Below are 12,326 nucleotides of genomic sequence, written 5' to 3'. Positions count from 1 at the left end.
GAGTCTATAGCAAGCGATGCAAGACCATCGGCAGGCGCCGACGAATTGGGCCGCGCGTGCGCTCTCAGCGGGCTTTTGCGCGATTGGCTGACGTCAAAAGCGCTTCCGCTTTGGTCGACGGTCGGCTTCGACCGCCGACGCGGGCATTTTCAGGAGCGCCTGGATTGGAACGGCGAACCGGTCGTCGCCGTTGCGCGGCGCGCCATGGTCCAAGCCCGGCAGATCTATGTTTTTGCCCATGCCGCGCATCTCGGCTGGTTTCCGGAAGGAGCAGCGTTCGCGGAGACCGCCATGCGGTCCCTCTTGCGCGATTTTCGTGATCCATCCAGCCGCTCAGGCGGTTTTGCCTTTTCTGTGGATAGCGAGGGCGCCGTCGTCTCAGAGATTCGCGACGCTTATGCGCACGCCTTCATTCTCTTTGCGATAGCCTGGCTGCATCGCTTGAACGGCGACCCAAATCTTATCGCGGTCGCAGACGATACGATCGCTTTCATAGACGCGAGCCTCGAAGATCCCGTTCATTGCGGCCTCTTTGACAGTTTTCCGGTCGTCGATCGCGGCAAGCGGCAAAATCCGCATATGCATCTTCTGGAGGCCTATCTCGCTCTTGAGGTTTCGGCGCCCGGAAGAGGCTATCTCGATCGCGCGAAAAAGCTCGTTGAGATCTTTCAAAGCCGCCTGTTCCGCGCGGAGCAGGGGGTTCTCCTCGAATATTTCGCCGAGGATTGGAGTGATCATCCAGACCCGACGACGCGGCGGACTTTCGAGCCGGGCCATCATTTCGAGTGGGTCTGGCTGCTCCGCGAATTCGAAAATCTGTCCGGCGAGGACATGGGTCCATGGGCCGATCGCTTGATGCTCAGCGCGAGCGAAAATGGCGTCGGCGAAAATGGGCTCGTCTTCGACGAACTCGCAACAGATATGAGCGTGCTGAAGCAATCACATCGGATCTGGCCGCATGCCGAAGGCGCCAAAGCGGCGGTTGCGAGCCGTCTGTTGTTTCGCGAGGGCGCCGCGCCCCGCTTCGCCTCGACGATGATTTCGGCCCTGCTCGATCATTTTCTCGACAAGCCCTTTGCAGGAGGCTGGATCGATCACATTGGCGCGGACGGCAAGCCTCTCGTCGACTATGTCCCGGCCAGCTCCCTCTATCATGTCTTCTTTGCGGCCGCGGAGCTGACGCGCGCCTTTCCGCCATATCAAAAGGCGTCGACTTAGTTTTTGGTCCGTCGCATTTCGCGAAGGCGAATCTGGATCTACTAGGGTTGAAAATCCTCCAGGCCGACAATCAAGGAAGTTTGAACAGTGGGGGCGCGCCTTACTCAAGAACTCCAACAGCGCTGTCCGTATAGGTTATGTAACTGTCAAACTGGAGCCAACAATTGGGCGTTTTGTATAGATCGCCATTTAAGGCTAAGATAAAATTCGTCGCGGCTCGAATTATCATCGGCTATCGTCCGCCCATCGCATAACTCAACGGTTTTACCTATAATGCCTTCAGCTCACGAATCGGATCTTGGAATGCTCAATTTTCTCGATCGTTTCGCGAAATGTCGGGCGGCTGTCATCGGCGATCTGATCGTCGATTGCTATCTCCAAGGCGACGTCAGCAGAATCTCGCCGGAGGCGCCGGTGCCCGTCGTTCGCTCGCTGTCGGAAAAATCGGTTCCCGGCGGCGCCGCCAATGTCGTGGCGAATCTCGCGACGCTCGGCGTGTTCGTCAATGTCGTCGGCTTGACCGGAATGGACGAGGCCCGCGACCATTTGATCGAAAGCCTGCATGGCCATGGCCGCATCGACGTATCCGGCGTGATCGGGGTCGCGCGGCGGCCGACGACCCGGAAGCTCCGGGTTCTCGGAGCGCATCAGCAGATCATTCGCATTGATCATGAAGATACGTCTCCTTTTGACCAAGCGATCGAAGATCGCGTAATCGAGGCGGCTTTCAGCGCCATCGAGCCCGCCGACGTCGTCATTCTTTCCGACTATGGCAAGGGCGTCCTTTCCGACCGGGTTTTACGCGCCATCATTGGCCGGTGCGAGGCGGCCAGCAAGCAGGTGCTGGTCGATCCAAAGAGAACCGATTTGTCCGTCTATCGGGGAGCCCGCATTCTGACCCCGAACCGGAAGGAATTGACCGCCGCGACGAGATTGCCCTGCGAGACGGACGAGGAGGCGACAGCGGCCGCCTCCCGCGCGCGTGAGATTTCGGGCGCCAATATTCTTCTGACGCGTTCGGAAAAAGGCATGTCCTTCTTTCCGGCCGAGGGCGCTCCGATTCATCTCGCCACCGTGGCGCAGGACGTTTTCGACGTGTCCGGCGCTGGCGATACGGTCATCGCGGTCTTGGCTGCGTCGCTGGCGGCGGAACTGCCGATTCTGGACGCCATGAAAATGGCGAATCACGCCGCGGGCATCGTCGTCGCGAAAGTCGGCACCGCCGTCGTGACGCCGGACGAATTATACGCCTCGCTGGCGTCAGAGATGGCCTCGCCCTCCGTGAACGACGGGCGGCATGTCAATACCGCCGGGGCGGTCGCCTTGCGTTGGGCCTGGGCGAAGGAAAAACTGACGGTCGGCGTCGCCAATGGTTGCTTCGATCTCTTGCATCCGGGCCATATCTCCCTGATCCGCCAAGCGGCGGAAACTTGCGATCGACTCATCATGGCGCTCAATTCGGACGCGTCGGTCCGCCGCTTGAAGGGGCCTTCGCGACCGATTCAAGATGAAAACGCCCGGGCGGCGGTCATTGGAGCGATCAAGGGCGTGTCGGCGGTCGTCCTTTTCGATGAAGATACGCCGCTCGAGCTTCTAAGGGCCTTGCAGCCCGACATCCTCGTGAAGGGCGCCGATTATACGGAGGATAAGGTCGTCGGCGCGGATATAGTGCGGGCGCGCGGCGGCAGAGTCGTCTTGGCGAATCTTTCCGCGGGCCATTCCACGACAAATCTGATCAAAACGGCCGAAAAGCCGTTTCCCCTCGGATCGAGCCTTCCGGCTGGATCGAAAAAAGAAGGATCGCCGGCCGACACCGATGCGGGCGCGCGGCAAGATCGAATGCCGACGCCATGATTTCCTTGGCCAGGACCAAGAGCTCCCTGCCGACGACATCATTGACGGCGAGACGCGCGCGTTCGGTCTCAGTGGTTTGATCCGGATCAACGCGCGAGCTTTGCTCCTGAAATAGGAAGCGAAGACGAGGCCCCAAGGCGGTTATTTTGGAGTTGGTCATGTCCTATGCCAGTTTGATGGTCCATGTCGATCTGGACTATCGCAATGATGCGAGGCTCAAGGTCGCCGGCGATCTCGCCGAACGGTTCAAGGCCCGCATCATAGGCATAGCCGCTCAGGCTGAAGTCACGCCGGTCTATTATGCCGACAGCTATAGTTCGGCCTTTATCGCCGAACGCGATCTGGCCGATATCAAGCAGCGGATGCAGCAGGCGGAGGAGCGCTTTCGCACAGCGCTCTCCGGGCGGGTCAAGGACATCGAATGGCGCACCGCGATCGAACGGCCCGCGCCTTTTATCGCCGAGCAATCCCGCGCGGCCGACCTCATCATCGCCGGGAAGACCGCGAGCGACGATAAGCTAGATCTCAGCGACCAATTCGATCCAAGCGATTTGCTTGGGCGCGCCGGCCGGCCCTTGCTCCTGGTCCCGCATGATGTCGACGCCCTTAAGGCCGAGCGGATCCTCATCGCCTGGAAAGATGCGAGCGAAGCGCGGCGCGCGGTTTTTGACGCCTTGCCGCTCCTTCAGCTGTCGCAAAAGGCGATCGTCGTGGCGATCGACGAGGACAATGATCCCCAGTTGGCGAATCGCAATGTGGCGGATGTCGTCGCGTGGCTCGGCCATCATGGCGTGAACGCCGCCGGCCGGGTGGAGCGCTTGCACGGACATGCAGCCGAGCAGCTCGACAAGGTCGCGGCCGAAGAGGACGCGGATCTCCTCGTCGCCGGAGCCTATGGCCATAGCAAGCTGCGCGAATGGATTCTGGGCGGCGTGACGCATGATCTTCTCAAGCAAACATCGCGCTGCCATCTGCTGTCGCATTGAAGCGTCGGGCCGGGCCTCGCGGCCGTCAAAGAGTCCATCATGCGCGCCATGGTTTTGAAGAGGATCGGAGCGCCTCTGGTTTTCGAGGAAATGCCCGACCCGATCCCGGGCCAGGGCGAGCTGCGGGTGCGGGTGGAAGCTTGCGGCGTCTGCCGGACTGACCTTCACGTCGTCGATGGCGAACTGCCGAACCCAAAGGTTCCGATCATTCCAGGGCACGAGATCGTCGGGCGCATCGATGCGCTCGGGGCTGACGTCACTGGCTTTCAGATCGGCATGAGAGTCGGCATCCCCTGGCTAGGGCATACCTGCGGGATCTGTCCTTATTGCGTGGGCGGTCGAGAAAATCTTTGCGATCGGCCTTTGTTCACGGGCTATACCAGAAACGGGGGCTATGCGACCCATGTGGTCGCCGACGCGCGTTTCGCCTTTCCTTTGCAAGAGACAGGCGCCGCGGCCGCCCTTGCGCCATTGCTCTGCGCCGGCCTCATCGGCTGGCGCTCGCTGGGATTCGCTGGTCCTGGAAAAAATCTTGGCCTCTATGGATTTGGCGCCGCGGCCCATATCGTCGCGCAAGCGGCGCGTAAGCAGGGCCGAACGATCTACGCCTTCACGCGTCCAGGAGACGCAAAGGCGCAGGCATTCGCTTTGCGGCTGGGCGCGGCCTGGGCCGGCGGTTCGGACGAAAAACCGCCGCAGCCGCTCGATGCAGCGATCATTTACGCACCTGTCGGCGCGCTCGTGCCCACGGCGCTCGAAAGCGTCCGAAAGGGCGGCGTCGTTGTCTGCGCCGGCATCCACATGAGCGACATCCCGAGCTTTCCCTATAGTTTGCTTTGGGAAGAGCGTCAGATTCGCTCGGTCGCCAATCTGACCCGCCAGGACGGGATAGAGTTTCTCCGATTCGCTTCAGAGGCAGGGATCGAGACTTCGACCAAGACCTATCCGCTCGAACGCGCGAATGACGCTTTGGAGGACTTGCGGGCGGGCCGGCTCGAGGGCGCTGCGGTGCTGCTGCCTCCTGATGCTTGAGAACCGGTTCGCATTAGGGATCAGCCTTGGATCGCGGCAAGAGCCTGATCGACAAGAGTCTCGAGCGGACCGGAAGCGTCGAGTCGTCGCCATTCGACGACGCCAAGGGGCTCCTTCGCCTGAGCCGCAACGATCGCCGGCGTCGCATCCGACGCATCATGGCCTCGTTTTGCGACCCGCTCGCTGAGCACGGCCGTCGGCGCATCGAGCCAAAGACCGGTGAAACGCGCGCCGCTGCGGCTGGCGAGTTCAGTCACGGCGAAGCGCTCTTCCTCTTTGAGATGCGCGGCGTCGATCAGCACGCTTTGACCCGCGGCAAGCGCGATCGCCGCCAATCGGCGCAAATGGGCATAGGTCATCGCCGAGACTTCGGGCTGATACGCCGCGTCCGGCAGGCGATCGAACTCGGCAAGCTTAAAGAGGCGCTTGCGTTCAACGTCGCTCCGCAGATGGAGCGCGCCGGGCGCGCGTCCAATCGACGCGGCCAGCGCGCGCGCGAGCGAACTCTTGCCGGTTCCGGAGAGACCTCCGATCGCGACCAGCTCGAGTCGGCCAGGCTCAAGGAAAGCAGAAGCCGCGGCGAAATTATGCTGAGCGAGCGCGATAGCGGCCTCGCTCTTCTGAGGCTCGAGATTCGCCACCTTGGCGCGAATAGCGGCGCGCAAGGCAAGAAAAAGGGGGAGGGCGGCAAGGCCTTCGATCTCTTTGTCCGGCTCGTCGCAGATCGAAAAATATCGGTTGAGCAGCAGATTGGCGTGGAGACGCAGGCCGCGCGTCCAAAGATCCATCAGGAGAAACGCGAGATCGTAGAGAATGTCGCAGATCGCGAGCGATTCGTCGAATTCGATGGCGTCGAATAGGACCGGCGTCCCTTTGATCATCACGATGTTGCGCAGGTGAAGATCACCATGGCATCGGCGCGCCTGTCCTTGCGCTTCACGCGCTGACAGGAGTGGCGCGGCGCGCTCGAACGCGGCGGTCATACGCCGCCGAAGCTCCGAAACAGCCAGCGCCGCGAAGACATCGGGCGAAGCGGCAAGCGAGTCCAAGGTTTCTTCGATCTGGCGCTCGATCGACAGGGTCGATCGCTTGCCGACGACCACAGGGGCGCGCCGGTGCGAGGCGACGACGACGTCTGCAAGCTTGGCGATGATTTCGAGATCGAGCTCGCCGCGTTCGGCGAGGCGATCGAGGGTGCGATTTTCATCGAAGCGGCGCAGATGAACCGCCCATTCCACGATTGTGCCGCCATTGCCAAATTTCAGGCCGGCGGCGTCTCTCGAAATCGGAACGACGCCGAGATAGAGATCCGGCGCATTGGCCTTATTGACGGCAAGCTCGCTTTCGCAGGCGAGACGGCGCTTTTCGAGCGTCGAGAAATCCATGAAAGGAAATTGGACCGCCCGCTTGACCTTGTAGACGTCCGAGCCGGCCAGGAACACAGCGGCCCCATGCGTATCGATGCGGGTCACCGGCTCCGCGAGCTTGTGCGTCGCCGGGTCGCCCAGGAAGGCGAATATGTCGCTTTGGTCCTGAACGACATGAGGTCCCATGACCAATCCACGGTCTCGGCAGGCGGGCTAAAATCCTCGCCCAATAATGCAAAGAGAGCTGACCTATATCAGCGCGGCGCTGCTTCGCGTCGGACATAGTCCAAAATTAAACGGCGTCATTCTGAGCCAAGATGCAAGAGCAGGCGTGTTGATGCAGGCTACAGTTTTTTCGCCCTCGCAATCCGAGACAGCGAAAGTCATCCTTGTCGACGACGACCTCCCTGTCTTGGGATCGCTCCGCTTCCTGCTGGAGGCGGAAGGGTTCGAAGTCGACGCGTTTGAAAGCGGCGCGGCGCTTCTTTTGCTGCCCGCTCTTCCGGAGAAAGGCTGTTTCGTCATTGACTATCACATGCCCGAAATGAACGGATTGACGCTTCTGGCGCGGCTGCGCGATCGGCGTTCCTCGCTCCCCGCCATTCTCATCACAGGGGACCCAGATCCCGCGATCGAGCAAAAGGCGGCCCACGCCGGAGTTGTGCTGGTTTTGCGTAAGCCGCATCTCGGCGATGGTCTGCTCGAAGGCATTCGGAAGGCGCTTGGGGATCATTAGCGCGTTTTCAGGCGACGCTGGAAAACGCGCTGGCGCGGATCAAGGCTGAAGCACGTATGTTCCGGGCGCATCGCCGAGAGATGTCTCGTCGGAAAACCGCGGCGGGTTTTGCTCTCCCGTCGACGCGGCGGCGAGCCATTTGGCCCATTCGGGCCACCAGGAGCCGTCATGATATTCAGCCTGTTGAAGCCACCGATCCGGGTCGAGATAATGGTCATGCTCCGTTTTGCGATGAACCCTGAAATGTCGCCTCTTGTGGCCCGGCTCCGAGACGACCCCGGCATTATGCCCGCCGGAGGTCAGCAAGAATGTGACATCTGTGTCCGTTAGAAGGTGAATCTTGAAAGCCGAATGCCAGGGCGCCACATGATCGCCCTCCGTCCCTACGGCGAAGATCGGCGCGCGGATGTCGTTCAGCGCGATAGGGCGTCCCTCCGTCTCGAAACGGCCCTCCGCAAGATCATTGTCAAGAAACAAGCGGCGCAGATACTCCGAATGCATGCGATAGGGCAGACGGGTCTCATCGGCGTTCCACGCCATCAAGTCGATCATTGGCTCACGTTCGCCCATCAAATATTCATGGACGGCCTTTGACCAGATCAGGTCATTCGAGCGCAAAAGATGGAAGGCTCCGGCCATTTGGCCGCCTTGAAGAAACCCTTCGCTGCGCATGAGCTCCTCAAGAAAGTTGACTTGGCTTTCATTGATGAACAGCGTGATCTCGCCGGCCTCGGTGAAGTCGAGCTGAGCCGCGAAGAGCGATATGCTTTTCAGCCTTTCATCGCCATCACGCGCCATGGTCGCCGCCGCGATAGAGAGAAGCGTGCCGCCGAGGCAATAGCCCACCGCATGGATCTTACGTCCGGGGAGAATGGCGCTGATCTGATCAATCGCCGCCATGACGCCGAGCTTACGATAATCCTCCATCGAAAGATCGCGATCGGATTCGTCCGGATTGCGCCAGGAGATCATGAACACCGTAAAGCCCTGCCCGACGAGGTAACGCACAAGGGAATTCTGCTGCGAAAGATCGAGAATGTAATATTTCATGATCCAGGCCGGCACGAAAAGTATCGGCTCGGTCCTGACGCTGTCCGTTTGCGGGGCATATTGGATCAATTCGATCAAACGGTTGCGGTAGATCACTTTGCCTGGCGTCGCCGCGACGGCGCGTCCAGGCTTGAAAGCCTCCGGGCCAGCCGGCTTGGCGTTGCCTTGAAGCCTGATCCAGTCGTCAATCAGATTGGCGAAGCCATTCATCAGATTTGCGCCGGCGGTTTCAAAAGTGCGGCGCAAAACGACAGGATTGGTTAAGATGAAATTGGAGGGTGACTGCATGTCGAGCAGCTGGCGCATGGTGAAGGCGACGACGTCTTCATGCTGCTTGGTGACGCCGCCAATCCCGGTCGTCGCATTGTGCCACCATTGCTGCTGAAGCAGGAATCCTTGCGACAGCAAATAATAGGGCCAAATGCTCCAGTCCTCGGCGACAAAGCGCCGGTCCTGGGGCAGGGGGGCGATGCCAAGCGACGACCGGCGGCTTGGGAATGAGGTCGCCGCGATCGCGCCGAAGCGAGCTGACTTGCGCGCCGCCTTGCCAATAAGCTGCATCTGCTTTCCCGGCGAGAGGGCGAGATGCACCGCCCAATCGGCGAAAGCCTTGCCAAGCGCCATAGGCGAGAGGCCGTTCGTCACTTTGGCGAGCATTCCGTGAAAGGCGTGGTCGACGAGGCTTGCAGCTGCATCCAGCGGATCGATCTCATGCTTCTCCGCGCTCTCAATCACAGGCGAGGGGGCGCGTGGAGCTATAGGCGCGATAGCCTTGGCAAGGGCAGGTTCGCGCGCCGCCAAGCCGCGATGATCGGGCTCGGAGTCAGTTTGGAGCGCAAGGTCCTCCGGCATTCGATCCTCCTGCTAATTTGAAATTGAAACTCGGTTCCGCGTCGCTCGGCATGATCGCTGCCGCTCGCGCGCGCTCACGGCCCGACGTGAAAATGGCCGTTCTCAAGCCGTATCGCTGACGCCCTCGACGAGGATAAGGTTGCGAGCGAGAGCTTGGTCCCGCGCCTCGAGCGCTAACGCATACTCGGGTGAGCGATACCAAGCGCGCGCTTGCTCGATATTCGGGAATTCGACGATGACAATCGTTTGCGCTCCCCAGCTTCCTTCCAGCGACTCGATCGCGCCGCCGCGCGCCAGATATCGAACACCATAGAGCGCTATCGAAGCGGCGGCTCCCGTTCGATAGCGCTGGTAGGCCTCCGCGTCGCGAACGGACAGATCGGAAATCAAATATGCCGGCATGATGATGTCTCCGAACGGCCGGCCCGGGACTTGAGCGCTTATCCAGATGAAGCCTTAATCGAAAGCAGTGGAATAAAATATAGTAAAGGTATGACATTTGGAATATGGACGCCGGTCCAGCTCGCGACAGAAGATCGTGGCGTAAGCGCCCTCGATCAGCGCTATTTCATCATTTCAAATTTGCCTGCGTCATCTGCGCGGCGCGACCGGGCGCTTTCAGCTTGCGGCGGCTCACTTCGCTTGTTACTCGAAGCCGGTTGGCCTGGCGAAGCCTTGCTCACACCCCACGCTGCCGGAGTGAATATATAGACATGGCCCAGCCGCGCCGATCCCTCGCCTCCGCCGAAGCAAGCGTCAAGGGCGCGCGTTTCCTCATTGTCGAGGCGCGTTTCTATGACACTATCGGCGCCATGCTCCTCGAAGGCGCGCAACAAGCCCTGACCAAGGCCGACGCCGCTTATGATCTCGTGAACGTGCCGGGGGCGCTTGAAGCTCCGATCGCCTTGGCGATCGCGCTTGATCATGCGCAGGAGCGAAATCAACCCTTTGCCGGGGCGATCGCGCTCGGCTGCGTAATTCGCGGTGAAACTTATCATTTCGAGATTGTCGCCAGTGAGAGCGCGCGCGCCCTGATGGAGCTCGCCGTCGCCCGCAAGCTCGCGCTGGGAAATGGAATTCTCACTGTCGAGAACGAGGCGCAGGCGCTGGAACGCGCCAGTCCTAATCAGGGCGACAAAGGCGGCGACGCCGCGCGCGCCGCGCTCTCTCTCTATCGCCTGAAGCTCGAGATCGGGGCGCACTGATGGCCAATGCCGATGGACGCTCCGCCGCTCGCCTCGCCGCCGTTCAGGCGCTCTATCAAATGGAGGTGACGGAAAAAGGCTTGAATGAGATATTCGCCGAATTCGAATCCTTCTGGATCGGCTGCGAGATCGAAGGCGAACAATATAAGGCGGCGGAAGTCGCTTTTTTCCGCGACATTCTTACCGGCGTGCTCGCCGACCAAGGGCCGATCGACAGGCTCATCGACAAGACATTGGCTGAAGGCTGGCCTTTGGCGCGAGTCGATGCGGTGATGCGCGCCATTCTGCGCGCGGGCGCCTATGAATTGAAAAAGCGCGCCGATATTCCAGCGCGCGTCGCGATCAAGGAATATGTCGATGTCGCAGGCGCGTTTTTCGGCCGCGAAGAGGCCGGAATGATCAATGCCGTGCTGGACGGCCTCGCGCGACGCCTGCGCGCCGATGAATTCGAGCCGCGTGGGTGAGTGGGCAGGGCCTGATCGAATTTGCGCTTGCGACCGATACTTTTGCAAGACTCAAATTTCGTCGTTGATCACAACGCCAGAGGCCCGAGGCCGGCTCCAAGAAAAATGCGCTGGGGATTCAGCAGAGAGACGCGTTTTACAACGTGCGGCCTTCATATAGATTGGACACAGCGATCATGCGGCAAACGGCCTTCGCGCGCAAAGTCAGGATTTTCGTCCCCGCTCATTTTCCGACTTTTTTACAATATCGACTCGTAGCAGACAGTCCGCTCAAGGCAGTCAGCTTGACTACCCGTTGTTCTATACGCCGTCGCTTCATCGTTTAAACGCTTTTGCAGAGCTTACTCGTCCGAACGTTGACGGCGCCCTATTATCACAAAGGGCTTAGGAGCCCTCGTTTTCAAAATCGCAATTTTTAGGGGTTCATCATGATAGCAATAGCGACAAGACGCTTTCTGTCTTCCTGGTCCGTGCATGAACGACGTCTCGCGCGGACCGCTTTTTTCGCGCTGGCGGTGCTGGTTTTCTCGTTCATGGGGGACGCCCGCGCTCAAAATCTTGCATGGGCCCCGCAACAGCATATCAACGGAGTCGGCTCTTCCAACGGACCTTCGGTGACTGTGTTTGAAAACCGCCTCTTCGCCGCCTGGAAGGGCGTTCACGACGATCAGGGCATTTACTGGTCCAGTTTCAACGGAAGCGCCTGGGCGCCGCAACAGAAAATAAACGGCGTCGGAACCTCGTTTGGCCCGTCGCTTGCCGTGTTTGAAGGCCGCCTTTTCGCCGCGTGGAAGGGTGTGCATGACGATCAGGGGATCTACTGGTCGAGCTTCGACGGACAGGCTTGGGCCCCGCAGCAGCGGATCAACGGCGTCGGCTCGTCGCAAGGCCCCTCCCTTGCAGTGTTTGAAGGCCGGCTTTTCGCCGCGTGGAAGGGGGTCAATGACGATCAGGGAATTTATTGGTCGAGCTTCGACGGTCACGCTTGGTCGCCCCAGCAGAAAATTGGTGGCGTCGGCTCTTCCAACGGTCCGCAATTGACCGTGTTTGAAAATCGGCTCTTCGCCGCTTGGAAGGGCGTTCACGACGACCAAGGAATCTACTGGTCCAGCTTCAATGGAAACAGCTGGGCGCCGCAACAGAAAATAGGCGGCGTCGGAACCTCGTTTGGCCCGTCGCTTGCCGCGTTTGAAGGCCGCCTTTTCGCCGCGTGGAAGGGCGTTCACGACGATCAGGGGATCTACTGGTCCAGCTTCAATGGAAACAGCTGGGCGGGCCAAGAAAGAATCAACGGCGTCGGCACGTCGCAAGGCCCCTCCCTTGCGGTGTTTGAAGGCCGGCTTTTCGCCGCTTGGAAGGGCGTTCACGACGATCAAGGTATTTACTGGTCGTCCGCGGTGCATGCGGCGCCTCCGCCACAGATTTGCGCCCATTGCAACGACGGAAGCTGTCAATGCGGGCAGGGATCCGGCGATCAGCTCTGCTCGGGGCACGGCGGCAACGATCCGTCGATTGGATGCGTACAACAACCCTGATGATTTGGCGCTCGCGGCCTACCGCAG

Annotated in this window: 11 protein-coding genes; 8 read left to right on the top strand and 3 right to left on the bottom strand. The window is 60.2% G+C overall.

Translation table 11 applies throughout. From position 1 onward, the window contains the following. The first annotated feature begins 45 nt into the window (after positions 1 to 45). The 4 genes from RZS28_RS17060 to RZS28_RS17045 all read left to right on the top strand — a co-directional run bounded on the left by RZS28_RS17060 (position 46) and on the right by RZS28_RS17045 (position 5,090). A complete protein-coding gene (locus tag RZS28_RS17060; protein ID WP_407338925.1) occupies positions 46 to 1,218 on the top strand; it encodes an AGE family epimerase/isomerase in 1,173 nt (390 codons plus the stop codon). A gap of 303 nt (positions 1,219 to 1,521) precedes the next feature. Continuing rightward, entirely contained in the window at positions 1,522 to 3,072 is a 1,551-nt protein-coding gene (rfaE1, locus tag RZS28_RS17055; RefSeq protein ID WP_407338924.1) for a D-glycero-beta-D-manno-heptose-7-phosphate kinase, read from the top strand. Positions 3,073 to 3,230: 158 nt separating this feature from the next. Then, entirely contained in the window at positions 3,231 to 4,058 is an 828-nt protein-coding gene (locus RZS28_RS17050) for a universal stress protein (protein WP_407338923.1), read from the top strand. Positions 4,059 to 4,097: 39 nt separating this feature from the next. After that, positions 4,098 to 5,090 (top strand): zinc-dependent alcohol dehydrogenase family protein, encoded by a 993-nt coding sequence (locus RZS28_RS17045; RefSeq protein WP_407338922.1) that lies wholly within the window; start codon positions 4,098 to 4,100, stop codon positions 5,088 to 5,090. 20 nt (positions 5,091 to 5,110) lie between these two features. Here the strand turns inward: RZS28_RS17045 and RZS28_RS17040 are convergent, their stop codons facing one another. Next, on the bottom strand, positions 5,111 to 6,643 hold the full coding sequence (locus tag RZS28_RS17040; protein WP_407338921.1) for an AAA family ATPase: 1,533 nt from the start codon (positions 6,641 to 6,643) through the stop codon (positions 5,111 to 5,113). Between the two features lie 46 nt (positions 6,644 to 6,689). Between RZS28_RS17040 and RZS28_RS17035 the strand changes: the two genes are divergently transcribed. Next, complete coding sequence (locus tag RZS28_RS17035) at positions 6,690 to 7,193, top strand: response regulator transcription factor (RefSeq protein ID WP_407338919.1); 504 nt, start codon at positions 6,690 to 6,692, stop codon at positions 7,191 to 7,193. A 39-nt stretch (positions 7,194 to 7,232) separates the two neighbouring features. On the opposite strand, the gene RZS28_RS17030 is transcribed toward RZS28_RS17035, so the two are convergent. Next, a complete protein-coding gene (locus RZS28_RS17030; RefSeq protein WP_407338917.1) occupies positions 7,233 to 9,095 on the bottom strand; it encodes a PHA/PHB synthase family protein in 1,863 nt (620 codons plus the stop codon). 102 nt (positions 9,096 to 9,197) lie between these two features. Next, a complete protein-coding gene (locus tag RZS28_RS17025; protein WP_407338916.1) occupies positions 9,198 to 9,497 on the bottom strand; it encodes a DUF1330 domain-containing protein in 300 nt (99 codons plus the stop codon). A 311-nt stretch (positions 9,498 to 9,808) separates the two neighbouring features. On the opposite strand from RZS28_RS17025, the gene ribH reads away from it, so the two are divergent. From ribH to RZS28_RS17010, 3 genes are all read left to right on the top strand, one after another. Then, complete coding sequence (gene ribH, locus RZS28_RS17020) at positions 9,809 to 10,300, top strand: 6,7-dimethyl-8-ribityllumazine synthase (protein ID WP_407338915.1); 492 nt, start codon at positions 9,809 to 9,811, stop codon at positions 10,298 to 10,300. Further along, the gene (gene nusB / locus RZS28_RS17015; RefSeq protein ID WP_407338914.1) at positions 10,300 to 10,764 is read left to right on the top strand and encodes a transcription antitermination factor NusB; all 465 of its coding nucleotides are present in this window, start codon (positions 10,300 to 10,302) and stop codon (positions 10,762 to 10,764) included. The genes ribH and nusB overlap by 1 nt, the downstream gene beginning before the upstream one ends. Positions 10,765 to 11,192: 428 nt before the next feature. Further along, positions 11,193 to 12,299, top strand: coding sequence for a hypothetical protein (locus RZS28_RS17010; RefSeq protein ID WP_407338913.1), 1,107 nt, complete (start codon positions 11,193 to 11,195; stop codon positions 12,297 to 12,299). Positions 12,300 to 12,326: the final 27 nt, after the last annotated feature.

The organism is Methylocapsa polymorpha (assembly GCF_045689225.1).
GTDB classification, from domain to species: domain Bacteria; phylum Pseudomonadota; class Alphaproteobacteria; order Rhizobiales; family Beijerinckiaceae; genus Methylocapsa; species Methylocapsa polymorpha.
This window is presented reverse-complemented; position numbering and strand designations above follow the sequence as displayed.

Coding starts and splice junctions, on each gene's coding strand:
- rfaE1 (WP_407338924.1), top strand. CDS start 1,522: ATGCTCAATTTTCTCGATCGTTTCGCGAAATGTCGGGCGGCTGTCATC.
- RZS28_RS17050 (WP_407338923.1), top strand. CDS start 3,231: ATGTCCTATGCCAGTTTGATGGTCCATGTCGATCTGGACTATCGCAAT.
- RZS28_RS17045 (WP_407338922.1), top strand. CDS start 4,098: ATGCGCGCCATGGTTTTGAAGAGGATCGGAGCGCCTCTGGTTTTCGAG.
- RZS28_RS17040 (WP_407338921.1), bottom strand. CDS start 6,643: ATGGGACCTCATGTCGTTCAGGACCAAAGCGACATATTCGCCTTCCTG.
- RZS28_RS17035 (WP_407338919.1), top strand. CDS start 6,690: ATGCAAAGAGAGCTGACCTATATCAGCGCGGCGCTGCTTCGCGTCGGA.
- RZS28_RS17030 (WP_407338917.1), bottom strand. CDS start 9,095: ATGCCGGAGGACCTTGCGCTCCAAACTGACTCCGAGCCCGATCATCGC.
- RZS28_RS17025 (WP_407338916.1), bottom strand. CDS start 9,497: ATGCCGGCATATTTGATTTCCGATCTGTCCGTTCGCGACGCGGAGGCC.
- ribH (WP_407338915.1), top strand. CDS start 9,809: ATGGCCCAGCCGCGCCGATCCCTCGCCTCCGCCGAAGCAAGCGTCAAG.
- nusB (WP_407338914.1), top strand. CDS start 10,300: ATGGCCAATGCCGATGGACGCTCCGCCGCTCGCCTCGCCGCCGTTCAG.
- RZS28_RS17010 (WP_407338913.1), top strand. CDS start 11,193: ATGATAGCAATAGCGACAAGACGCTTTCTGTCTTCCTGGTCCGTGCAT.